Below are 23,169 nucleotides of genomic sequence, written 5' to 3'. Positions count from 1 at the left end.
GAAACTATCCCATTGCAATAAGAAAAATAAAAAAAAGAAAAATGGATAATTTTCTTAATACTTAGCGAAGGAAAGGAAAGATGCAATCCATTATTGAACTCGTAAAAGGTCATACCGACATTCGAAAGCAAGCAATCAATATGATTGTCAGCGAGAACCGTTTATCAGACGCCGCATCCGAGGTACTGGCCAGCGATCTTGCTTCACGCTATGCCGCCCCCTTTTATGCTGGCACCTCGATTTCTCAAGAAATCATGTCGCAAACCACGGCAAAAGCCCAACGCTTATTCAACGCCGAACATGTGAACCTATCGCCCATTTCAGGCAGTAACAGCTTGATGGCGGTGGTCTTCGCACTCACCAATCCTGGCGATAAAGTTGGCCGTGTGCCACCTTTTTTCCCTGGTGGCGGCTATCCGTTTAACTATGAAGTCTTCCATCGAGTGTCTTTACCCTTGCCTTTTTCAGACGAGAACTGGCAACTCGATGTGCCCGCAACGTTGGAATTACTCAGTAAAGAACAGCCCAAACTGGTCATTCTAGGCGCCTCAATTTACACACGCCCCATGCCCGTCAAAGAAGTCGCCGAAGTGGTTCATTCCTACGGTGGCATCTTAGCGTACGACAGCTCCCATAGCTTGGGGCTAACCGCTGGCGGTCAGTATCAGGACCCATTAGGTGAGGGCGCAGATCTTATCTTTGGCTCTACGCATAAAACCTTTCCAGGGCCTCAAGGGGGAATCATCATTACCAATAACGATGAGCTAAACGATAGAATCGATGTGGTCTCGAACTTTACCCCATTAAATGGCCCCACCATGATCTGTAACCCTCATCTGGCACGCATTGCCAGTATGGGTATCGTGATAGATGAAGTGCCCTGGGAGCAATACGCGGCACAAATCGTTGACAACTCGCGCGCGTTTTCTGATGCCCTGATCGATAATGGCTTTGAAATGCGTGGGCAGAGCAGCACAAATTTCAAACACCTCACGTATTGCCATCAAGTGCTCCCCAAACTGGAGAGAGAGCAGGGCGTAGCACATCGAGATAAACTCGCCAAACACGGTATTCATGTGGATGGCTTTATGCGCATCGGTACCGCTGAAATCACTCGCCTGGGTTACACCGCCGAAGACTGTACTCACCTCGGCAACTTGATGAGTCAAATCGTTCTTTCAGATAAAGCGATACTACCAGAGCTAAAAGAAGAAATAGGCAAAATCAATACCGCTCACCAAACCATCATCATGTAGAGCACGGACAACTCAACCACAAACTTAATATGGAGATAAAGTAACATGACTAACCCAAACAAGACCTATGACACAGTGATTATCGGCTCAGGCTTTGGCGGCAGTGTGTCAGCACTGCGCATTAGTGAGGCTTATCAGAAGAAAAATTCCTCTAAAGCCAATGATAGTAACAAGCCTATTCTACTGATAGAACGAGGCAAAGATTGGTGGGGTAACCTAACGGATAATCCAGTAAAAGAGCCACCTTTTTGTACTTATCGTCAACCCGATGCTCGCGCTGGTTGGATGGTTGAAGCAGAACCTCTAGGGACAGCTGTCACCTTCACCCCAGGTCAAAAACAGACAGGAATGACTGATAGTGTACTGAATTTTAACAGTGGTACTTACGCAGCAAAGCCAATTCAAAAATACCCTGGTTTAGTTGAAGCGATCCCGAATGAAAATATGACAGTCCTAGTTGGTGCAGCCTTAGGTGGGACCTCTCATGTGTACAATACCTTTTTCCAAAAACCGTCACGAGTCGCTTTTAATCTTGCTTTTCGCGACCCTGAGTTTCCTGATGACCTCTCGAAAAAGTTGTTAGATTATCAGGCTTTAGCCCCCCATTACGATACAGTAAAAGACATGATGTCTTTAGAAACAATTGAGGTAGCTAAGCTCCAAATAAACAATGGAAAGGATAATCACACAATCTCATTAATAGATACACCAAGCTATCTTTCTACTAGGTCTTTCAAAGAGCAAGCCCAAAAACTAGCGGCAACAAAAAAAACGTTGGAAACCAAAACACCGCCAAATATTAAAGAAGCTGAAATTGGTAATATCGAAATGGCATTCAATTGGGGTGTGGTGGTAAAAGAAGCAGAAGCCACAATGCTTCCTTCTGCCACAATTGGTGAGATGTGGTATGGGATGAACAGCTACAGCCAAAATAATGACGATCATAATCAACTTTATGGCGTTAAAAAAACACTGGATCAAAACTATTTGAAAAAGGCGAAAGAAACAGGTCTTCTTGATATTCAATGCCTCAGTGAGGTGACTCATATCGCCATGGCTCCAAATTCTACTGATAAGGATCCTATTTACCGTATTTATGTGACTCAAATTAATGCAGATGAACTCGATAAATCAACGCAGCAAACTATTGATACAAGAAACATCATTTTCTCTGCAGGGTCCATGCATACTGCACGATTATTGCTGGAGTCGGCCAACACTCCGAACCCAAATGATACAAAAACATCCAGCTTACCTACTCTAAGTCGTTATATGGGTAAATACTGGGGACAAAATGGCGATGTAATGGCGACTCAGAGTGTACCTAATCGGGTCAGATCCTCTAATGGTGGGCCAGGGTCTGTCGATGCCTATTTTTCTTATGTTGAAGGCGTGCAGGATAAAATCAATATAAACCAAGGTAATTATGACATAGAAATCAGCAGAGATGGTATTGACGTAGAGTATCAGGTGACATCAGGAGTAAATATTAATGTAAGTGACTACTCAGATGAAACAGAACAAGCCTGTTTAGATTTCATGAAAAAATATCAAGCTTCTCCTTTTATCCGCTTCTTACTTTATCCCGCATGGTACGAAGAATCTGATAGTCTACAAAATACCTATAATATGGGGGTATGTTATCACACAGCTCCTGGGTCATTTATTTATAACGGAAAAGGAGGTTACGAGTTATCTTATCCTCCTACTAAAATTGTAGAAGACGATAGTAATCAAGGTATTTCAACGAAATATGCTGAAGGTGTTGCAGATGCTGCTAACACATTAGCTTACACCTTAAATAAGTGGAATGAAGCAAACAGTTTTGACCCCATCGACAAAAAAATACATTACTCAGGCCCTATGCCAATAAAAGAATCTACATCGCAGTTATCCCATACTCACGATAGACATGAGGATGAAAACAATTTTGATGTGGCCTATGGAATGACCGCTCATCCACTCGGGAGCTGTGTTCTTGGTAAAGCCTGTGATGGGTACGGCAGAGTAAGAGGCGCAGATGGAAAGGAGATATCAGGGCTTTACGTGGCTGATGGCTCATTAATTCCAGGCTCGACCGGGGCCTGTACACCCGCATGGACCATCGCCGCCGTCGCAGAGTACTGCATGGCAGAGGTAGCCGATGAAATAGCCGCAAAAGGAGATTGATCATGAAAGCACAATCACATAAAGATAAAGACCAACAAACAGCGAAAAAAATGGCACCGCGAGAGCCAGAAGCGAAAGTCTCTGAACAGACGCTTACGGCAAAGCCTCAAGCATCTCAACGATACAGACATGGCGTTCGTTTTGATGTCGTATAGCGTTTGACCTGGTCAAATTAACCAACAACAAGCCGTCTATGGCCAAATAGGCGGCTTTTTTTAATTTTTTTAAAAGCAGACTTCCTTCCGGTTACAAAACTCAGACAAGAAATAGACTATCCTTAAATTTGCTCACTTTATAAACAATAAAATTTATCAGAAAATAAACTTATACAAGTTAATAAAACATCTGACTTGAAACAGTAAGCGCACCAGATCTGTCCTTTAGAGAACATTAAATGAAATTAATCAATCAGCGGCTTCATCTTACTCAGATGGAAGACCTTTTAGAGCATGCTCCTATCGCCATAGGCCGCTATAATATCTTGTCTGGCCGCATTAATTTTCTGAACCGAGCCTTTACGACACTATTTGGTTACACCCTCCATGACCTTCCCAACTTGGCCGTTTGGTCTCAAAAAGCCAATCCCACTAAGCTGCTTATTAGCCAACCGGATCAATCGATTGATGATGTAGAAAATAAAGTAACCTGTAAAGATGGCACAGTACGCTACGTCAGTTTTTCTTTTACTGATTTTGGAGATGAACGCTTTTGGTATTTCTACGACCTCTCAGAGCATTACATCAAAGAGCAGCGTCTTCAAGCCCGTAGTGACATGCTCGAAATGGTCGCTAAAAGTTCCGCCCTTAACAAAACGCTCTTTGTTATTATCAAACAAATTGAAAAAGAAATGCCGGGGGCGTTATGCAGTATCTTGCTATTTGATGCAACCAATCAAACCTTAAATTTAGGGGCTGCGCCCAATCTGACAGACGATTACAACATGGCCATTAACGGTATCAAAATTGGCCCTAATATTGGCTCTTGTGGTACCGCCGCCTACCTAAATGAAAGAGTGATCGTGGCTGATATCGCAACCCACCCTTACTGGGAAAACTTTACCGAACTGGCACAAAAAGCCGGCTTACGCTCTTGCTGGTCCGACCCAATCCATTCGGCCAATGGGGAGCTATTAGGTACATTTGCGATCTACAACAGCCTCAACCCCACGCCTAACAAACATGATTTAGAACTGATTAATTTTGCCAGTAACCTAGCCAGCATCGCCATTGAGAATCATAACACTCATGAGGAATTGGAACGCCGTGCTTACAATGATTATTTAACCGACCTCGCCAACCGACGTTCTTTTTTCGAGTTAAGCATCCGCGCATTACAACAAGCGAAACAAGCAAAAGAAAGCTACGCTTTGCTAATGATGGATGTCGACCATTTTAAAAGAATCAACGATATCTATGGACACGATTCAGGCGACCAAGTTCTGCAGATACTCGCGAAAACAAGTCAAACAGCCATTCCTAAGAACGCAATCTTAGGTCGAATTGGTGGAGAAGAGTTCGCCATTTTTCTACCAAACAGCCACCATAAACAAGCTATTCAAGTTGCTGAGCAATTACGAACGACATTGTCACACATGGCGATAAAGAGCCAAAAGGGCGAACGAATCCACTATACCGTTTCCCTTGGCGTCTCCTCTTGCCAAGATAAATGTAACACCATAGGTGAACTGCTCAGCGAAGCAGACAAAGCCCTTTATAAAGCCAAACAAACAGGCCGCAATAAAGTCTGTGTGTTTAGTGAGGACTAGCAGCAAAAACACGTCAGCGCCAAGTGTTGTGTATCTTCAAAAGCACTTTATCTCCACAGGGATAACGCCTTCTCGAACCAATCCACCTCGCCCGTCGCTTGCACTAACACAGACGCACCATGCAAGGATGCCAACAACTGACCAGCTTTCACTCGCGCTTGATCATCAGCAAAATTATTAAGACGAACAAAGACTTGCGTCAGCCAACTGAGCTTCACTTCATAAAACTCGGCCAACGCCACCCCAACGGATTCTGGTAACAGATGTTTGTCTGCCGTCAACATAGTACACAGACTCATATTATGCTGTTCGACAATCTTCTTTTTAAAGCCATCGATAAAACCGTTGAGCATGGCTCGTGGATCAATGGACGCCAATTTAGGATCCGGCAACAGGGCACGGAACTCATCAGTAAAGCGAGTCATGACTGCGACGGCTAAATCCCCTTTGGTCGGGTAGTGATAATGCACGCTAGCGCTTTTAATACCAATCTCTTCGGCAATATCGCGAAAGCTAAATGCACCATAGCCGCTTTGCACAATGGCTCGCTCGGCGCTGTCCATGATACGGGTTTTGGTGTCTTTCGCGGGTTGTTTGCTGGACGTCGTCATGATGTTACTTCTCACAATGTTTATCTATCTACTGATAGGTATTTTATTGACGAACAATGAGACTACAAGTTATATTTTACCTATCTAGTGATAGATAGATAGATAAAACTAGTCAACCGAAAAGGGGAAAATAATGAAATACGATGTATTGGTACTGGGAAGTGGCCCTGGCGGCTACGCCGCCGCATTTCGTGCGGCAGATCTGGGGTTGTCTGTGGCATTGGTCGAACGACATAACACCTTGGGCGGTGTTTGCTTAAACGTCGGCTGCATTCCTTCCAAAGCCTTATTACACATTGCAGGCAAGATACGTATGGCCGACGAACCCAGCCATGGCGTGAGCTTCGTTAAGCCGACTATTGATTTGGATGCCATTCGTCAGCATAGACAGTCCACTGTTGATGCCTTAACAAACAATCTCGCCATTATGGCCAAAGGCCGCAATGTAGCAGTTTTTCATGGGGAAGGGCAGTTTGCTTCCCACCACAGCCTCACCCTCAGCAAAGTCGATCAAGAGACAAAAACAATTGAGTTCGAGTCGGCTATTATTGCCATTGGCTCCCGTGCCATTCGCTTGCCATTTATTCCCTATGATGATCCGAGAATCCTCGATGCCACCAGCGCTTTACAACTAAAACGCATTCCCAAACACATGCTTGTCATGGGTGGCGGCATTATCGGCTTGGAAATGGCAACTGTGTATCAAGCCCTAGGTAGCCAAATTACCGTAGCGGAATTGGGTGATCAGATCATGACAGGCGCGGATAAAGACTTGGTACGTGTATTTGAAAACGCCAATAAAGATCGCATGACCTTCTTAACGCAAACCCAAGTCACTAAAATCGATGCAAACCCAGAAGCCTTGACCATCACTTTACAAGACAAAGACGGTGAACGACATCTTGATGTGGATGCCGTGTTGGTCGCCGTTGGTCGCACCCCCAATGGCCGAAACTCAGGTATTCCTGAGATGGGTGTCGACCTTGATCCGCGAGGTTTTATTATAACTAATGAACAATGCCAAACATCTGTACCCAATATCTATGCCATCGGGGATGTGACACACGGTCCTATGCTGGCCCACAAAGCCTCCCATCAAGGACACACTGCAGCAGAAGTGATCGCAGGCCATAAGGTCGATTTTCAGCCGATGGCGATTCCATCCATTGCCTACACTTTTCCAGAAGTCGCTTGGGTGGGTCTAACCGAAAGCCAAGCCAAACGGGATAGCATCAAAGTAAAAAGCGCCGTGTTTCCTTGGAGTGCCAGTGGTCGTGCCATCGCGTCTGGCGTGACTCAGGGTAAAACCAAACTGATTTACGATGCAGAAAGCGAACGAGTATTGGGCGCGGGCATTGTCGGCTCCCACGCAGGGGAATTGCTAGGGGAACTCACCCTCGCTATCGAATTTGGCGCCACCTTAGAAGACATCGCCCTCACCATTCATGCTCACCCAAGCTTGCATGAAAGCGTTGGTCTCGCAGCAGAGGTAGGTGCTGGAACCATTACCGATTTGCCCAATAAAAAAAAGCGTTTGGCTTAACCACTGTCATCGTAACGAACTCCCATTAAAAGGCTATAGAATTAACGCTGGAGATGTATAGAATCTAACATCGAATGAATGCACTTTGTCATATAAAAAGGAGTGGGTATGTCCCCATCTAACTCGTTCGCTAAAAAATTAACGAGATTGCTTGTCGATTTAGCCATTGAGATAGTCTTAGTAGTCGCTATCTTTTATCTCTTAAGCCTATTTGTCAGCACGCTTAGCTCAAATACTCTTTTGATGATTTCGGTTTTTGCTTCGGTGCTTCTATACAGGGTCGTCATACTGCCCTATGCAATAAAAATGAGAGCGATGAAGGACAAATAATTTTATGCTTGCATGAAGCCGTTGGTCTGGCGGAAAAGATGGCAGCTAGAACCATTACCGATTTGCAAAATATAAGAGCCTTAAAGAGATAAACATATGTTTAGTTTGTGTAAAGATACAAAATATGGATTAAAAAGGTGATATAAAAAGAACGAAGGATGGCCCATCTTACAGCGACAAGGAGAAAGCATATGTTGTTATCTAAACCGTCTTCCGAATGGGGAAAGTGGCTTAAAGGTTTAACGATTCAGCTGATTTTAATCATTGCCATATCAAAGTCTCTGATTTTTCTTTTCAGTAGCTTCAGTAGTCAAAGATCAACGACAGTTGCCATAATTTCTGTACTTTTAGCTTTTGAGCTATGCCAAACCGTAATCTTGCCAACGGCCTCATGCAAGTCATTCACTAAGTTCATGCTATTTATGGTAGATTTTATTGTCGAGATAGGGCTGTTTGTCGGTATCTCTTACCTGCTATCTATCTTTTTCAATAATATGAGGTTAGACAACACAATCATACTCGCTTATATTATCTCTATTTTTCTGTATAAACTGGTTATATTACCTTTTATCTTAAAAAATAGGGCAAATAAACCTAACTACTAAAGACAATATAGAGCTCTTCGTCATCGCTAAAATTAAGGCAAAATTCGCTTGCTTCAAGATAGAGCTCAAATAGAAGTCTATAAGTGATTAAAAACAACTTAGTGACCATTCAATGTAATCTGAATGGTCAGAATAACTATATAAAATGATATTTAAACTGCCATAAGATAACTTTAGAGCTTTAAATCAGTTTAAATATCCACATTGTTATAAAAAACAAGTCACTTGTTTGAAGAAATTAAATTCTAGCCATTTCTATATTGGTAAGCAGTATTGCTTTGCATCCTAGTTTTTTCAGTTTATCGAGTATTTGATGTACTTCGTCTTTCTTAACCATAGATTTAACCGAGTACCAATGTTTATTTCTCAACGGACTAATGGTTGGAGACTCAAAGCCTGGTGTTAACTCACAAGCTAAATCTAATATTTCTTGCGGCGCATCATATTCAACTAATTGATAATCTAACGCAATAAGTCGACCACGAATTCTACTGACAATCATATCAATAGTGTGCGGATCACGTGGGTTAGGTGCAGAATAAAGAGCAGCATTTGAAGCAAAAATAGGATCAGACACGACTTTTAACCCAGCAGATTTTAATGTTGCTCCTGTTTCCACAATATCAACCACACAATCAGCCAGACCAAGGCTAATTGATATTTCAACAGCCCCTTCCAGCTCAACGATCTCAATATTGTCACCTTGAAAGTAATCACTCACTATGCTGGGAAAAGAGGTAGCGACTCTAAGACCGGATATGTCACTACGCTTGTCTATACTTGACTCTTGCATAGCAGCAATACAAAGCTTTGAATGACCAAATGGTAGATCTATTATTTCTTTAGCGTTACTCTTTTTTTCACTATGAAAATCTTTCCCGGTAATACCAATATCTATTATTCCCTTACTTAGATACATAGGGATATCATTTGCTCTAAGAAAATAAAATTCTATATCGTTCTTTTTGTCAAAGAAAAACAATCCCTTGGTAGGCTTTTTAACGCTGTACCCACACGATTCAAGTAGATCGATACAAGGTTGAAACAAAACACCTTTGTTGGGTAAGGCCATTCTAATCATTATGAACTCCGTATAAAGAAACTATGTTGTTTAAGAAAAGTATAAAACTCCTGACACTCAATAATATACATGGGTATAAATAGCTTAAGTAATATAGAAAGCATCACCAATTAACGTTCGATACTAGGCCTGAAATAACAGCTTTTTATCCACATAAAACTCTATTCCTGATCTTACTAGAACGTTAAGGAAGGGCTTTATCAGACTGATATTACCAAAGCGAACGAAGAGAAACACCTCCTATGAGAAAGCGATTATAAATTAGAAATCAGCTTACCAAGATAATGTGTTGTTCTTCGTCATAGCTAAAATTAAGACGAATCTCGATTTGGCTTGCTTCGATATGCAGCTTAGCCACAAGGCTGGACGTACCGCGTTCAGCCATCTCGGCCTTGGCTTTTAATTGTTTTTCCAACATCATCCAAGCAAGCAAGTCTCTTGACTCGTCCAAATGATCATTGGTGTTAGAAATCGTCCGTAGGCAACGAAAATACGCCAAGGAATTGGTTTTAACATCCACCTCATCCCCATCTTCCGTTGCGATAAAACGCAACCCACAGTCAGCAAGCTCGCTTTTTAAATGGGCTTTCCACTGCTGCATAAACTGATTTAAATAAGACAATCAACCTCTCCAGATCTAAGCAATCACTATGTTACTACAATTTTTTTATCCGTTCTGAGTTTACCGCCGTTGACTATTTTTCATTCCAGGCCTATTTTGTATCCAATATCCATTTATACAACAATGAGACCTTTGCACGATGTCACGAGCGACGCCAAGACGCGGCAAAAACAGACGAGAAAGCGGAGTTTATCGCTATAAATGAGCATTTTGAGTCTGTTTTTAACAAAGTATTGGCAAGCACAGTAGTCGTGCAAAAGTCTCAATAATATCTCTAATGCATTCGAAATCAGGTAGGTAACAGCGATGAATAAAGCCGTGTTTAATGGTGTGATGCCAGCCCTAATGACACCTTGTAAAGCAGACCGTACGCCGGATTACGATGCCTTGGTGAAGAAGGGCAAGGAGATGATCGCGGCAGGTATGTCGGCGGTGGTGTATTGCGGTTCCATGGGCGATTGGCCTTTATTAACCGATGCTGAGCGTATGGAAGGCGTGGAGCGCTTGGTTAATGCGGGGGTGCCCGTGGTGGTGGGAACGGGCGCCATTAATACCAAATCGGCGGTGGCACTCGCCGCCCATGCGGAAAAAGTCGGTGCAGCAGGGTTGATGGTGATTCCCAGAGTATTGTCCCGTGGTTCGGTGATGGCCGCCCAGAGACACCACTTTAAGGCGATTTTATCTGCGGCACCGTCCATTCCCGCGATTATCTATAACAGTCCTGTCTATGGTTTCGAAACCCGGGCCGATTTGTTTTTTGCCCTGCGAGACGAGCATAAAAACCTGGTCGGCTTTAAAGAGTTTGGTAGTAAAGCGGCCCTGCGTTACGCCGCAGAAAATATTACCTCCCAAGACGATGAAGTATTGCTGATGGTGGGCGTCGATACGGCGGTTTACCATGGTTTCGTCAAATGTGGTGCGGTCGGTGCTATTACGGGCATTGGTACGGCGTTACCAAAAGAAGTCTTATTACTCGCCAACTTATGCAAACTTGCCGCCCAAGGCAACGCCGAAGCCCGTGTTCGCGCCCAAGAATTAGAAGAAACCTTTTCTGTCCTAGCGAGTTTCGATGAAGGCCCAGAACTGGTGTTGTTCTTTAAATATTTACTTGTGTTGAACGGCGAAGAAGAGTATCGATTACATTTCAACGAAACGGATGAACTTAATGCCGCGCAACGTCATTATTGTGAAGAGCAATATGCGCTCTTTAAAGACTGGTTTGCGGATTGGGTTAAACAAGGGGGAGTAATAGAGACATGCAAGTAATCGACAGTCATACGGAAGGTGAGCCAACCCGCGTTATCATTTCTGGCGGACCCGATTTAGGGTCTGGCTCTTTAGCCGAGCGAGCGAAAATATTGGCGACAGAACATCAAGCATTTTATCGTGGGGTAGTGTCCGAGCCTTATGGGCAAGAAGCTATGGTTGGCGTAATGCTGGTCGAGCCAGTGGATCCAGAATGCGTAGCAGGGGTGATTTATTTTGACGCGGCGGCCGTTATTGGCATGTGCGGTCATGGCACCATTGGCGTCGCCGCAACGCTGGCTCATATGGGAAAAATAGGCGTGGGGACGCACAAAATAGAAACGCCAGTGGGCGTCGTCGAGGTGACACTGTCTGATGCTAACACCATCACAGTACAAAACGTGGCTAGCCACCGTCTCTATAAAAATATTCGTCTTGAGATAGACGGAGTAGGTACCGTCTATGGTGATGTGTCCTACGGGGGGAACTGGTTCTTTATTGTCGACCAAAGCCCCATTCCCGTAACACCGGATAACATTCGCGATTTGACCGACGTCGCTATCAAAATTCGTGAGGCCATTCAAGCATCATCCTTAACGGGTACCGATGGTGGCATCATTGATCATATTATTCTTTACGGTCCACCATTGACGGAGCACGGCCACAGTCGAAACTTTGTACTTTGCCCAGACAATGCCTATGACCGCTCACCTTGTGGCACTGGAAGCTCAGCACGTTTAGCTTGTCTTGCCGACGATGATCGTCTCGCCCCTAATGAAGAAATCCTTCAGGAAAGCACGATTGGCAGCCACTATCGTTTAAGCTATCAACCCGCCAACGACGAAGCGATGCCGGCAGCGATAATTCCACGTATTACCGGACAAGCCTTTGTGACCAAGGAAGCGAAACTGATCATCAATCCGACGGATCCACTACGACACGGCATCTAAAAGAGAGACAACCCATGTCTTCAACAGATCACGACATCATTGTGATTGGCGCAGGAATTATCGGCATCAGTATTGCCCTTCAATTGCAGTCTCAAGGTCGTCAGGTCTTAGTCTTAGACAGCAAAGGCATTGCTGCCGAAACCTCGGCCGGTAACGCAGGAGCCTTTGCTTTCGCAGATGTGATGCCTCTCGCCACTCCGGGTATTATGAAAAAAGCGCCCCTGTGGTTGATGGATCCCCTCGGCCCATTGTCGCTACGTCCTGCTTATGCTTTGAAGATTCTCCCCTGGATGTTGAAATTCTGGCGAGCGAGCTGGTCAGACCGTTATCAGGCATCGCTCTTCGCCCAAGCGAATTTAATGGCCCTCTCCAAGGCCGCTCTTGAGCGACAAATTACAGCGGTGAATGGCGAAGCCATGATTCGACGTGAAGGCCAGTTGCAACTTTATGAAGGGGAAGCGGAGTTCAACGCGAGTTTATCCGGTTGGCAGACACGTAAAGAACATGGCGTGGTCTTTGAGTTCCTAACCCGCCCCGAGGCCATCGCTGAGATTCAACCGGGTATCCATCCAAGATTTACCCACGCAGGCTTTACACCAGAATGGAAAAATGTCTGTGATCCTGCCTTATGGACTCAGCATCTCGCCGATGAGTTCCAAACGCGTGGTGGCAAAATCGCCATTGCAACGGTTCATGAGATTACAGTACACGATAATAGCGTGACGTTAAAAAGCGGAGCAGCCGATTATCAAGCAAGTCAGGTGGTACTCGCTGCAGGGGCTTGGTCTAAAAAATTAGCGCAATCTATTGGTGACAGTTTGCCACTGGATACAGAACGAGGGTACAACACCACTTTACCAGCGGGTGCCTTCGATTTAAAAACCCATATCACTTTTAGCAATCATGGTTTTGTGGTGACCAAAATAGGTGAGGGCGTTCGCATTGGCGGCGCCGTGGAACTGGGTGGGTTAAATCTAAAACCCAATTATAAACGTGCGGATACCTTGCTCGACAAAGCAGCCTCTTTCTTACCGGGCTTAAAAACCGCAGGCGGCAAACAATGGATGGGCTTTCGCCCCTCCATGCCAGACAGCCTACCGGTAATCAGCCACTCAAGCCGATCAAAGCGGGTAATATACGCCTTTGGACACGGACATTTAGGGCTCACCCAATCTGCAGGCACCGCAGAACTCGTGGCCGCTCTTATTAATAATAAGACGCCAGATATCGATCTAGTGCCATTTTCAGCAAGTCGGTTTTAGCAGATGAAACATAACGAATAACCCCTCCCTAACCCTCCCCTTCGAAGACATAAGGGGAGGGAAAAAGAACCTCTGTAATCTGCCAAGCAAGCAATTGGGAGAGGACAACTGCTCCAGCTCCTCCCCCTCCAAGGGAGAGATACAAGGCTGGGAGGAGGGCAGAAAAGAGAGTGAGGTTAAGAGGGTTAACAACGGGATGCGGTAATCCATTCCAATGCCGTTTTACCTGAAAAAAGATTTCACGCCCGATCCGATCATTACCATACTGCTGGTGTTGTCACCCAAATAATTTTTGCTTTTCCATAACCTACATTTCGAAACATATGTGGTAATGTACTTTTAAAATAAAAAGAATCTCCTTCCCCTAGCAAATGGTGCTCCCCATCAACAACAATCTCTATACGACCTTGGATAACAACACCACATTCCTCACCTTGATGTGTATAAGGCTCCGCGCCAGTACCACCGTCCGGTTGTAAAACAATTTCCATCATTTGCAGGTTGCTCGACTGTTCTGGGGTCAGAAACTGTTTCACCATACCTCGGTCGCCAAAGTTTAAATTCTTACGCTCATTCACTCGAATGATTCGACCAAACTCCACAGGTGAATCGGAAAATAGTTCATGAATCTCTTTCTCAAGAATTTTGCAAAGTTCTCGTAATGCTCTCACAGAAGGAGAAGATAAGCCTCGCTCAATTTGACTGAGTTGCCCAAGCGAGATACCAGCCATCTCTGATGTGTCCTTGAGGGATAACCCCTTACAGATACGAGCATTTCTAAGCTGCTGTCCTAGAAATGAGTCTTCGCATACAAGTTCAGGCCTATGAGGGATTGATGGCGCATTTTTCATATTGGATGTTTCCAGTTCATCTACAAAGGAATGTTTATTAATCCTGTGCATTTTAATGAAAAAAAAAAAGATATCTAGATTGAGAAATAATCAAAATTTCATTATATTGAAAATATAAGTTAAAAATATCGATTAATTTCAAAAAAATTAAAAAAATACCATAACAAAAGGAAACATTTCATGAATGTGAAAAAATTGATTTTGTCTGCAATGCTTGGCTTGTCTATGTCACCGCTTATTATGGCGAAAACAATTGATGTTGGCATTACAACAACAGGCATACCCTTTACTTATCTAGATATGGCAACACACAAACCAGCAGGCGCCATGGTAGACCTTGCAAACGCAATTATTACCTCTATAGGAGATAAAGCACATTTTAAAATCACCTCATTTTCCGCATTAATACCTTCGCTTGAAACGGGGAAAATCGACTTAATTTCCGCAGGTATGTTTGCCACGGCAGAACGCAAAAAAGTAGTGAACTTCAGCGATGTTGTTTATTCCTATGGAGATGGCCTTTTTGTGGCGGCTGACGATGATAAGACAAAGTCATTGGACGACTTGAAAGGGCAAAAAGTCGGCGCTCAAATTGGAACCGTTTTCCCCACTCTTCTAAAAAAGCACGGCGGCTTTAGCGAAATCAAATTGTATGACTCCCTATCCGATATTATGCGCGACATTAAATTAGGCCGCATCAAGGCGGGCTTAGGCGACGCACCAATTATTGGCTTCCAAGTATCGAAAAATCCACGACTAGGAATAAAACTCGTGAAATCCTATAAGCCTATCAAAGTGAACAATGTTGCCTTGGCCGTCTCAAAGGACAATCCCAAACTGTTGAAAGAAGTAAACACTGCCATCGAGAAACTGAAGGCAAGCGGTAAGTTAGACGCGATTTTTTCTAAATACGGACTTTAAGTTTGTTAATAGGGGTCATGCGCCCCTTTTTATTTAGGTGTATTCGTTTATGTATGACTTCATTTTACGCTCTCAGGAATACTTACCGATCTTGGCAAGTGGACTTTGGCTAACAATAGCTGTCACTTTTCTTGCCTTGGTTTTAGCCACCTTTCTGGGATTGCTATGGGCATTGTTGAGAACCTCTGGGATCCCTATTCTGGCAACACCAACGAAGGTATTTGTCGAGTTTATTCGCGGCATCCCTATTCTGGTTGTCTTGTTTTATCTTTATTTTGTGATGCCAGAAATAGGCATTGACCTTTCCGCTTTTCAGGCCGGTGTGATTGGACTGGCGATTACTTATTCTTGCTATATCGGTGAAACTTTTCGCGCGGGGATCAATGGCGTCGATAAAGGCCAGATTGAAGCGGGTAAATCACTGGGCATGAAGCGACCTCTGTTAATGAGACGCGTTGTATTGCCCCAAGCCTTTAAAATTGTCGTACCGCCCTATGCAAATAATTTAGTAATGTTGCTTAAAGACTCCTCTCAAGTCTCTGTTATCTCTGTTGCCGAGCTAACAATGCAAGGCAAGATGCTATCTTCTACAACCTTTGACAACTTAACCGTATTTACTCTAGTGGCATTACTGTATTTGTGCTTGACGATTCCGCTCAATTTAGTCATGGGACAGGTCGAAAAGCGAATGGGGGCATCTCAATGATTCAGTTTATCAACATGCATAAATCTTATGGTCAGCACGAAGTACTAAAAGGTATTAATGCAGAAATTAAAAAAGGTGAGGTGGTTTGTTTGATTGGCCCTTCTGGGTCAGGAAAGTCCACTATGCTGCGATGTGTGAATGGTCTAGAGGAATACCAGAAAGGTGATATTCTCGTTGATGAAAACGTTGTTGATGCGAACTCGAAACAGATTCACACCATTCGTACAAAAGTCTCCATGGTATTCCAACGCTTTAACTTGTTTCCTAATCGCACCGCATTAGAAAACGTTATGGAGGGGCCCGTCCATGTACTACGCGAAGATCCTAAAGAAGTCCGAGAACGTGCTAAAGCCTTGCTTACAAGAGTTGGATTGAAAGAAAAAATGGATTTTTATCCGTCATCATTATCTGGAGGACAGCAACAACGTGTTGCGATCGCACGTGCACTAGCAATGCGTCCTGACGCTATTTTATTTGATGAACCTACCTCGGCCTTGGACCCTGAAATGGTCGGCGAAGTCTTACAGGTTATGAGAAGTTTGGCAGAAGAAAAAATGACCATGATCATAGTGACACACGAAATCAATTTTGCTCGTGAAGTGGCTGATAGAGTATTGTTTTTAGATGCTGGATCGATTTTGGAAGAGGGTCCATCAAACGAGATTCTGACCTCCCCGACTAATCCTAGAACGCAAGATTTCCTTCGTCGTGTAACCCATCCAATATAGGGAGATGTTATGAGTAATAAGCTATACCATTCACTCTGGGATGACACGAATAGAGTATTATTCGAACCAGATTCGTTAGAACCTTCTTCCTCTAGCTCCGTTGTCGTCATTGGCGGAGGCATTCTTGGTGTTTCTACTGCCTACCATCTGTCCCATATGGGTGTAAGCACAACGCTCTTGGAGAAACATGATATTGGTTTTGGCGGTAGTGGTCGTAACGGTGGGCAGGTAATATCAGGATTAAAGTACGATCCAAATGTTTTGGATGTCATGTACGGTGAAGAAACAACCAAATTAGTTGGCGAAGCTGCAGATTTTACCTTTCACCTTATTCAGTCATTAAACTTAGGTTGTCAAGCAGAACAAAAAGGGTGGGTGCAATCTACCTGCAAAACGAAGCATTTAGATATGCTCGCCAAACGTGCTGAGCAATGGTCAAAAAGAGGTGTAAAGGCCGAGCTTTTAGATGCTGGCACTATTTCAAAACGACTTGGTACTGAGTACTTTTGTGGCGGATGGCACGATCCTCGTGGCGGCACCCTTCACCCTTTGAGCTATGTGAAATCGTTAGCATGCGCGGCACAGCAATCAGGCGCTAAAATTGTCACAAAAGCAGAGGTTGTAAAATGGCATAAAGCGTCCCCGAATCGCCTAGAGTTAGCAGACGGAACACAGCTAAACGCAGATTATGTCGTATTGTGTTGTAACGCTTACACAGATGAGCTTCAGCCCAACTTGAAACGCAGCATCATACCGGCCCACAGTTTTCAAGTTGCCACCAGCCAACTGACACAAGAGCAGCTAACGACCATACTACCCGCGAAGGTAGCCTCTTCTGATACCCGAAGAATAGGGAATTACTTCCGCCTTAGTCCGGATGATCGTTTGATGATGGGCGGACGAGGCAGCTTTAGTGAGCCACAGTCCCAAGCAGACTTCTCTGAGCTTCATCGCGCAGTAACCCAAATATTCCCACAATTGGAAGGTGTAACCTTTACTCACCATTGGTATGGGCGTGTCGCCATGACAGCAGATCACTTGCCCCACATTCATAAGCTTTCTGACACTAGTATTAGTGCTGTCGGCTTTAATGGCCGAGGCGTAGCCTTAACAACACGTTTAGGAGAGGCAATAGCTCAATATATTAGCAGAAATACCACATTGCCTATGTCGTTCATACCAGTAAAGCCGTTTATACTGCACAAACTTCATCCAGTTTATGCGTCCATCGCCATAAAGTACTATCGCATTAGGGACTCTCTAGAGTCTTAAAAAGAGTGACAAGATAGGCTCAGAACCATACCCAATCACTTGAAAGCACTGTTTAAAATTTATTCCACACGCGATGCAGCAATATGCTCTAGTACTTGACGTTTGGTATTTGCAATATGAGAGCGTAATTTTTCAATGGCGCCTTCGACATTGCCTTGGCGAGCCAGTCTTAATAAATCACTATGATCTTGCTGGGCATGTTGGGATTGGTTCAATTGATCGATGTGCATGCTCACATAACGGTTGGATTGTAAGCTGGCACGTTCCAATAGCTGATTGGTCAGTTTTCTCCCTGCGGCCGCGTACAGAGCGCTATGAAAGGCGGCGTTTAATGGCCCCCAAGCGGCGATATCGCCCGATGCGTAAGACGCTTCCATTTCTTTCAGGATACGCTCACATTCAGCAACGTTTTCCTCTTTCATTAAAGGAATGGCACGGCTGAAAAGATCCACTTCCAGCATCATTCGGACATCAAAAATTTCCGCAATTTCATCCAGAGAATGCTGAGTCACGGTGGCACCACGGTGATTGGTAAATACCACCAGCCCTTCGGCATCAAGACGTTTTAGCGCTTCACGAACGGGCATGCGGGACACATCGTACTCTTCTGCCAACAGTTCTTGACGAATCAGTTCCCCTTCGGCCAGTTCCCCTGACAAAATACGCTGACGCAGATCCGCCACTATGACATCGGGCAAACTTTGACGTACTACCGCTCTTTTCGGCGCCAATTTACAACTCCTTTACAGCCAACAGTCATTAACATCAGCTTAATTATACGCAAAAGCGCCACTCACGTGAGATGAGCCGCGCTTTTTTATGATTTATTTAATCCGCCATTTATCAGATATGGTTAACGAGACAACCATTTCATGTCCACTCTTTAAGTGATTATTTGAAGAGGCCTTGCTCGAATAGGCTCATTGTTTGAACTACATCAAACATTGAATTGATAGCTTGCCCTTTTTTCTCCTCTTGCCTTTACCTACTATCGAAACATGCGATTGAGTTCTAGTACTCAGTAAAACCACCAGCATGTGACCAAATTTGGAGTTCATTATGCAAGTAGAGTTAACCCAAGCTTCATTACTTAAAAGCCATTCTTACATCAATGGTGAGTGGGTTGCCGCGCAGTCTGGCAATACCTTTGCCATTACCAACCCCTCAAATCGCCAGCATCTTATCGATGTTGCCAACCTGGGGGCCGATGAAACAACCGCTGCAGTAGAAGCGGCCAATAAAGCGTTGAAAGGTTGGCAAGCACTTACTGCAAAGGAACGCGCCACACTATTACGTCGCTGGAACCAACTGATTCTAGACAACCAAGATGACCTCGCCAAACTGATGACCTTAGAGCAGGGCAAACCCTTAGCGGAAGCAAAAGGAGAAGTGGCGTATGGTGCCTCTTTTATCGACTGGTTTGCTGATGAAGCACGCCGTTTAAATGGTGATGTGATTCCCACCTATGCTAAGGACAAGCGTGTTTTAACCATTAAACAAGGCATTGGTGTGGTCGCGGCGATTACGCCTTGGAACTTCCCCATCGCCATGATTACCCGTAAAGCCGGCCCTGCATTGGCGGCTGGTTGTACCATTGTCATTAAGCCTTCTGACGAAACACCTCTGTGCGCTTTGGCTCTAGCGGAACTGGCTCATCAAGCAGGCATCCCCGCTGGTGTATTAAATGTGGTGGTCGGCAAAGATGCAAAAGCCATCGGTGGCGTCTTAACAGGCCATCCTACGGTGCGGAAATTGTCTTTCACAGGCTCAACTCCTGTTGGCAAATTGCTGTTATCTCAGTGTGCTCAAACGGTGAAACGTACTTCAATGGAATTGGGTGGTAACGCGCCTTTTATCGTCTTTGACGATGCCGACCTAGATGCGGCGGTAGAAGGGGCCATTGCCTCTAAATACCGTAACGCCGGACAAACCTGTGTTTGTGCCAACCGTATATTGGTGCAAGAAGGCGTGTACGAGGCGTTTGCCGACAAACTGGCCAAACGTGTTGCCAGCTTTAAAACTGGCGATGGTTTTGGCGAAGGCGTGAATATTGGTCCTTTGATCAATGCTGCTGCCATTGAAAAAGTGGAAGCCTTAGTCAGCAACGCCATTGAAAAAGGCGCAAAAACGCTGATTGGCGGTTCAAAAGCCAGCACGATCGGTACACAGTTCTTTGAGCCCACCATTTTAACTGACGTAACCGAAGACATGGACATCTTCTCCAACGAGATCTTTGGTCCAGTGGCGCCATTGTTTAAGTTTAAAACCGAAGAAGAAGCCGTTGCCATGGCGAACAATACCCCATTTGGCTTGGCATCTTACTTCTATTCTCAAAATATCGGTCGTATTTGGCGTGTGTCTGAAGCTTTGGAATACGGCATGGTTGGCATCAACGAAGGCATTATCTCTACGGAAGTAGCGCCATTTGGTGGGGTTAAAGAGTCCGGGAGTGGCCGCGAAGGGTCCCAATACGGTATCGACGAGTACGTTGAAATCAAATACTTGTGCATGGGCGGCTTGGCGTAAGGAATTCCTTAACTCAATCAGGCTATCTCAACTTACTCGTATCTCAATTAAGAACAAGCGGTGCAGACGCTACCGCTTTATGTACATAACATAGAGCATGCTCTAAAGGTGAAGACAAAATGAAAAACGCAGATTTACAAAAACGCAAAGAAAGTGCGATTGCTCGTGGTCAGGGCAACATGGCGCCTTTATATGTTGACCGAGCTTTAAACGCAGAAATCTGGGACGTAGAAGGCAAACGCCATATTGATTTCGGCGCAGGTATTGCGGTAGTGAACACGGGCCACAATCACCCGAAAGTGAAAGCTGCGGTCCAAGCCCAGCTAGAACGCTTCACCCACACTTGTGTGATGGTCAGCCCGTACGAATCCGCTGTTGCCTTGGCCGAAAAACTCAATGCTGCAGCACCTGGTAATACACCGAAAAAATCCATCTTCGTTACCACTGGTGCCGAAGCGGTCGAGAACTGCGTGAAAATCGCTCGTGCTTATACAGGGCGTCCTGGCATCATTGCGTTCAACGGTGGCTTCCATGGTCGTACTAACATGACCATGGGCTTAACAGGTAAGGTCAACCCATATAAAATTGGCTTTGGTCCTTTCCCAAGCGATATTTACCATATTCCTTTCCCAAATGAGTATTTGGGCATTACTGAAGAGCAAGCACTTGCTGACCTTCAAATGCGCTTTACATGCGATATTGAGCCTTCGCGAGTGGCGGCGATTATCATCGAGCCAGTACAAGGTGAAGGGGGCTTCTACCCAGCATCAGCCAGTTTCCTACAATCACTACGTAAGCTGTGTGATGACCACGGTATTTTGCTAATCCTTGATGAAATTCAAGCAGGCTTTGCCCGTACAGGTACCATGTTCTGCCACGAACAAGCAGGCATCGAAGCTGACCTTATGACTGCCGCAAAAGGCATCGCTGGTGGCTTCCCGCTGGCAGCCGTTGTCGGTAAAGCTGACATTATGGATGCACCGATCCCTGGCGGCCTAGGCGGTACATACGGTGGTTCTCCTGTGGGTTGTGCCGCAGGTCTTGCCGTATTTGAAGCAATCGAAGAAGAAAAGCTCTGTGACCGCGCAAAACAAATCGGAGCACACTTTGCAGAGCATCTAACCGCTCTGCAAGCAGAATATCCACAAATCATCGGTGACGTTCGCCATGTTGGTGCCATGATTGCCGTGGAATTCGTACAAGATGGGGATGTGAACAAACCTTACCCTGAGCTTGCTAAAAAACTCTCTGCTAAAGCAGGAGAAAATGGTTTGATACTGCTTTCTTGTGGTATTCGCGGCAACGTGATTCGTTTCCTTCCAGCGTTAACGATTGAAACCAGCATCATTGACGAAGGCATGGAAATCTTCAAACGCTGCTTTAAAGAATTGGTTTAACAACCCATAAGATCACCCTACAAAACGCTGTTCTGAGCCATCGGAGCAGCGTTTTTTTATGCTCGACATAATGTTCACCCCATCAATAACGCACAAATAGAATGAGCTCATCTATTTTTGCGAATCTCTAGGACTAAGTGTGTCCCTATAGGTCACTACTTTTTGCTCTGTCATCAATGTTTCACCATCGTGACTTCATTCTGTCACTTACATTTTATTACATTGTTCGTCTATTTCTATCTTCCTTACGCCACTTGGAGATCAAAACGCTTATGAAAACGCTGATGTTTGCCGCCAGCGCTATTGCTGTGCTCAGTAGCCAACTAACCTTTGCCTCATCGACCATTCCACCCGAATTGATAAAAAAAGCCCAGCAAGAAGGCGAGGTAGTCAGTGTGGGGATGCCCGATAGCTGGGCTAACTGGAAAGAAACATGGCAAGACTTAAAAACCAAATATGGTATCCAACACCAAGATACTGACATGAGCTCAGCACAAGAAATCGCGCGTTTTGCCTCTGAAAAACACCATGCAACGGCCGATATCGGTGACATTGGTTTTGGCTTTGCCAAAATTGCCAAGCAGAAAAACATTCTGCTGCCTTATAAACCCACTACTTGGAACGATATTCCAAACTGGGCAAAAGATCCCGACGGTTATTGGGCAATGGGGTACACAGGTACGATTGCCTTTATTATTAATAACAAACTGGTCAAAAACATCCCCCATAGTTGGCATGATCTATTAAAAGGTCACTACCGTGTTTCCCTTGGGGATGTGGGTTCGGCAGCACAAGCCAATAACGCCATACTAGCCTGTGCCTACGCGAATGGTGGCAGTGAAAGAAACATCGAACCCGCCTTAAAATTCTTCGCAGAATTAGCGAAACAAGGTCGTCTATCACCGAATGGACCAAGCCTTGCCAATCTGGAAAAAGGTGAAGTAGAAGTGGGCGTCATGTGGGATTTTAACGCCTTGAATTACCGCGATAAAATCGATCGCAGCAAATTCACCGTGTTGATTCCTTCTGATGGTTCAGTGACCTCAGGCTATGTTTCTATCATTAACAAATATGCTCCTCACCCATGGGCGGCAAAATTAACACGGGAATATATCTTCTCTGATGCCGGGCAAATTAACCTAGCCCGTGGCTATGCTCGACCCATCCGTACCGATGTCAAGCTGCCAGCGGATGCGAAGAGTAAGTTGTTGCCTAACTCTGAGTATAAAAACGCTCACCCCATTCGTGACTTCAAAGCATGGCGTTATGTCTCTAGCCGTTTACCACAAGAGTGGCAAAGCCAAGTTATGATTTACCAACACTGAGGTT

At 44.8% G+C, this 23,169-nt stretch carries 20 protein-coding genes; 15 read left to right on the top strand and 5 right to left on the bottom strand.

The window, feature by feature from the left end; translation table 11 throughout:
- Positions 1-80: 80 nt before the first annotated feature.
- From AC0VYG_RS00345 to AC0VYG_RS00330, 4 genes are all read left to right on the top strand, one after another.
- Positions 81-1,256, top strand: coding sequence for an aminotransferase class I/II-fold pyridoxal phosphate-dependent enzyme (locus AC0VYG_RS00345; RefSeq protein ID WP_475430378.1), 1,176 nt, complete (start codon positions 81-83; stop codon positions 1,254-1,256).
- Positions 1,257-1,361: 105 nt separating this feature from the next.
- Entirely contained in the window at positions 1,362-3,425 is a 2,064-nt protein-coding gene (locus AC0VYG_RS00340) for a GMC oxidoreductase (RefSeq protein ID WP_475430377.1), read from the top strand.
- A 2-nt stretch (positions 3,426-3,427) separates the two neighbouring features.
- On the top strand, positions 3,428-3,580 hold the full coding sequence (locus tag AC0VYG_RS00335; protein ID WP_475430376.1) for a hypothetical protein: 153 nt from the start codon (positions 3,428-3,430) through the stop codon (positions 3,578-3,580).
- Between the two features lie 239 nt (positions 3,581-3,819).
- Entirely contained in the window at positions 3,820-5,190 is a 1,371-nt protein-coding gene (locus AC0VYG_RS00330; RefSeq protein ID WP_475430375.1) for a bifunctional diguanylate cyclase/phosphodiesterase, read from the top strand.
- A gap of 47 nt (positions 5,191-5,237) precedes the next feature.
- Here the strand turns inward: AC0VYG_RS00330 and AC0VYG_RS00325 are convergent, their stop codons facing one another.
- On the bottom strand, positions 5,238-5,801 hold the full coding sequence (locus AC0VYG_RS00325; RefSeq protein WP_475430374.1) for a TetR/AcrR family transcriptional regulator: 564 nt from the start codon (positions 5,799-5,801) through the stop codon (positions 5,238-5,240).
- Positions 5,802-5,934: 133 nt separating this feature from the next.
- Here AC0VYG_RS00325 and lpdA point away from each other — a divergent pair, with 133 nt between their 5' ends.
- The gene (lpdA, locus tag AC0VYG_RS00320) at positions 5,935-7,344 is read left to right on the top strand and encodes a dihydrolipoyl dehydrogenase (protein WP_475430373.1); all 1,410 of its coding nucleotides are present in this window, start codon (positions 5,935-5,937) and stop codon (positions 7,342-7,344) included.
- A 1,173-nt stretch (positions 7,345-8,517) separates the two neighbouring features.
- Here lpdA and hisG read toward each other — a convergent pair.
- Both hisG and AC0VYG_RS00310 read right to left on the bottom strand, forming a co-directional pair.
- Complete coding sequence (gene hisG / locus AC0VYG_RS00315; protein WP_475430372.1) at positions 8,518-9,360, bottom strand: ATP phosphoribosyltransferase; 843 nt, start codon at positions 9,358-9,360, stop codon at positions 8,518-8,520.
- Between the two features lie 268 nt (positions 9,361-9,628).
- Entirely contained in the window at positions 9,629-9,982 is a 354-nt protein-coding gene (locus tag AC0VYG_RS00310) for a hypothetical protein (protein ID WP_475430371.1), read from the bottom strand.
- A gap of 306 nt (positions 9,983-10,288) precedes the next feature.
- Here AC0VYG_RS00310 and AC0VYG_RS00305 point away from each other — a divergent pair, with 306 nt between their 5' ends.
- The 3 genes from AC0VYG_RS00305 to AC0VYG_RS00295 are packed head-to-tail and all read left to right on the top strand — an operon-like array spanning position 10,289 to position 13,439.
- Entirely contained in the window at positions 10,289-11,248 is a 960-nt protein-coding gene (locus AC0VYG_RS00305) for a dihydrodipicolinate synthase family protein (RefSeq protein WP_475430370.1), read from the top strand.
- On the top strand, positions 11,239-12,177 hold the full coding sequence (locus tag AC0VYG_RS00300; RefSeq protein ID WP_475430369.1) for a 4-hydroxyproline epimerase: 939 nt from the start codon (positions 11,239-11,241) through the stop codon (positions 12,175-12,177). Before AC0VYG_RS00305 ends, AC0VYG_RS00300 begins: the two co-directional genes overlap by 10 nt.
- Positions 12,178-12,191: 14 nt before the next feature.
- On the top strand, positions 12,192-13,439 hold the full coding sequence (locus tag AC0VYG_RS00295; RefSeq protein WP_475430368.1) for an NAD(P)/FAD-dependent oxidoreductase: 1,248 nt from the start codon (positions 12,192-12,194) through the stop codon (positions 13,437-13,439).
- Between the two features lie 257 nt (positions 13,440-13,696).
- Here the strand turns inward: AC0VYG_RS00295 and AC0VYG_RS00290 are convergent, their stop codons facing one another.
- The gene (locus AC0VYG_RS00290; protein ID WP_475449884.1) at positions 13,697-14,290 is read right to left on the bottom strand and encodes a helix-turn-helix domain-containing protein; all 594 of its coding nucleotides are present in this window, start codon (positions 14,288-14,290) and stop codon (positions 13,697-13,699) included.
- A gap of 180 nt (positions 14,291-14,470) precedes the next feature.
- Here AC0VYG_RS00290 and AC0VYG_RS00285 point away from each other — a divergent pair, with 180 nt between their 5' ends.
- From AC0VYG_RS00285 to AC0VYG_RS00270, 4 genes are read left to right on the top strand one after another with little or no spacing between them, the layout of a single operon-like run.
- On the top strand, positions 14,471-15,211 hold the full coding sequence (locus tag AC0VYG_RS00285) for a substrate-binding periplasmic protein (protein WP_475430366.1): 741 nt from the start codon (positions 14,471-14,473) through the stop codon (positions 15,209-15,211).
- A 49-nt stretch (positions 15,212-15,260) separates the two neighbouring features.
- Complete coding sequence (locus AC0VYG_RS00280; RefSeq protein ID WP_475430365.1) at positions 15,261-15,917, top strand: amino acid ABC transporter permease; 657 nt, start codon at positions 15,261-15,263, stop codon at positions 15,915-15,917.
- Positions 15,914-16,645, top strand: coding sequence for an amino acid ABC transporter ATP-binding protein (locus AC0VYG_RS00275; RefSeq protein ID WP_475430364.1), 732 nt, complete (start codon positions 15,914-15,916; stop codon positions 16,643-16,645). Before AC0VYG_RS00280 ends, AC0VYG_RS00275 begins: the two co-directional genes overlap by 4 nt.
- Positions 16,646-16,654: 9 nt before the next feature.
- Positions 16,655-17,917 (top strand): NAD(P)/FAD-dependent oxidoreductase, encoded by a 1,263-nt coding sequence (locus AC0VYG_RS00270; RefSeq protein ID WP_475430363.1) that lies wholly within the window; start codon positions 16,655-16,657, stop codon positions 17,915-17,917.
- A 59-nt stretch (positions 17,918-17,976) separates the two neighbouring features.
- Here the strand turns inward: AC0VYG_RS00270 and AC0VYG_RS00265 are convergent, their stop codons facing one another.
- Complete coding sequence (locus AC0VYG_RS00265) at positions 17,977-18,648, bottom strand: GntR family transcriptional regulator (RefSeq protein WP_475430362.1); 672 nt, start codon at positions 18,646-18,648, stop codon at positions 17,977-17,979.
- A 328-nt stretch (positions 18,649-18,976) separates the two neighbouring features.
- On the opposite strand from AC0VYG_RS00265, the gene AC0VYG_RS00260 reads away from it, so the two are divergent.
- The 3 genes from AC0VYG_RS00260 to AC0VYG_RS00250 all read left to right on the top strand — a co-directional run bounded on the left by AC0VYG_RS00260 (position 18,977) and on the right by AC0VYG_RS00250 (position 23,165).
- On the top strand, positions 18,977-20,443 hold the full coding sequence (locus AC0VYG_RS00260) for an NAD-dependent succinate-semialdehyde dehydrogenase (protein ID WP_475430361.1): 1,467 nt from the start codon (positions 18,977-18,979) through the stop codon (positions 20,441-20,443).
- Between the two features lie 119 nt (positions 20,444-20,562).
- The gene (gene gabT, locus AC0VYG_RS00255; RefSeq protein ID WP_475430360.1) at positions 20,563-21,840 is read left to right on the top strand and encodes a 4-aminobutyrate--2-oxoglutarate transaminase; all 1,278 of its coding nucleotides are present in this window, start codon (positions 20,563-20,565) and stop codon (positions 21,838-21,840) included.
- A gap of 272 nt (positions 21,841-22,112) precedes the next feature.
- Positions 22,113-23,165, top strand: a complete 1,053-nt coding sequence (locus AC0VYG_RS00250; RefSeq protein WP_475430359.1) for an ABC transporter substrate-binding protein — start codon at positions 22,113-22,115, stop codon at positions 23,163-23,165.
- The last annotated feature ends 4 nt before the right edge of the window (positions 23,166-23,169 follow it).

The organism is Marinomonas sp. 63XJN7_7_ISO-PGPR-S23-202, assembly GCF_056173505.1.
This window is presented reverse-complemented; position numbering and strand designations above follow the sequence as displayed.

Bases quoted from the DNA above. Each gene is read 5' to 3' on its own strand.
- AC0VYG_RS00305 (WP_475430370.1), top strand. From the start codon at position 10,289: ATGAATAAAGCCGTGTTTAATGGTGTGATGCCAGCCCTAATGACACCT.
- AC0VYG_RS00335 (WP_475430376.1), top strand. From the start codon at position 3,428: ATGAAAGCACAATCACATAAAGATAAAGACCAACAAACAGCGAAAAAA.
- AC0VYG_RS00325 (WP_475430374.1), bottom strand. From the start codon at position 5,801: ATGACGACGTCCAGCAAACAACCCGCGAAAGACACCAAAACCCGTATC.
- AC0VYG_RS00330 (WP_475430375.1), top strand. From the start codon at position 3,820: ATGAAATTAATCAATCAGCGGCTTCATCTTACTCAGATGGAAGACCTT.
- AC0VYG_RS00275 (WP_475430364.1), top strand. From the start codon at position 15,914: ATGATTCAGTTTATCAACATGCATAAATCTTATGGTCAGCACGAAGTA.
- AC0VYG_RS00285 (WP_475430366.1), top strand. From the start codon at position 14,471: ATGAATGTGAAAAAATTGATTTTGTCTGCAATGCTTGGCTTGTCTATG.
- AC0VYG_RS00295 (WP_475430368.1), top strand. From the start codon at position 12,192: ATGTCTTCAACAGATCACGACATCATTGTGATTGGCGCAGGAATTATC.
- AC0VYG_RS00250 (WP_475430359.1), top strand. From the start codon at position 22,113: ATGAAAACGCTGATGTTTGCCGCCAGCGCTATTGCTGTGCTCAGTAGC.
- gabT (WP_475430360.1), top strand. From the start codon at position 20,563: ATGAAAAACGCAGATTTACAAAAACGCAAAGAAAGTGCGATTGCTCGT.
- hisG (WP_475430372.1), bottom strand. From the start codon at position 9,360: ATGATTAGAATGGCCTTACCCAACAAAGGTGTTTTGTTTCAACCTTGT.
- AC0VYG_RS00270 (WP_475430363.1), top strand. From the start codon at position 16,655: ATGAGTAATAAGCTATACCATTCACTCTGGGATGACACGAATAGAGTA.
- AC0VYG_RS00345 (WP_475430378.1), top strand. From the start codon at position 81: ATGCAATCCATTATTGAACTCGTAAAAGGTCATACCGACATTCGAAAG.
- AC0VYG_RS00260 (WP_475430361.1), top strand. From the start codon at position 18,977: ATGCAAGTAGAGTTAACCCAAGCTTCATTACTTAAAAGCCATTCTTAC.
- lpdA (WP_475430373.1), top strand. From the start codon at position 5,935: ATGAAATACGATGTATTGGTACTGGGAAGTGGCCCTGGCGGCTACGCC.
- AC0VYG_RS00280 (WP_475430365.1), top strand. From the start codon at position 15,261: ATGTATGACTTCATTTTACGCTCTCAGGAATACTTACCGATCTTGGCA.
- AC0VYG_RS00300 (WP_475430369.1), top strand. From the start codon at position 11,239: ATGCAAGTAATCGACAGTCATACGGAAGGTGAGCCAACCCGCGTTATC.
- AC0VYG_RS00290 (WP_475449884.1), bottom strand. From the start codon at position 14,290: ATGAAAAATGCGCCATCAATCCCTCATAGGCCTGAACTTGTATGCGAA.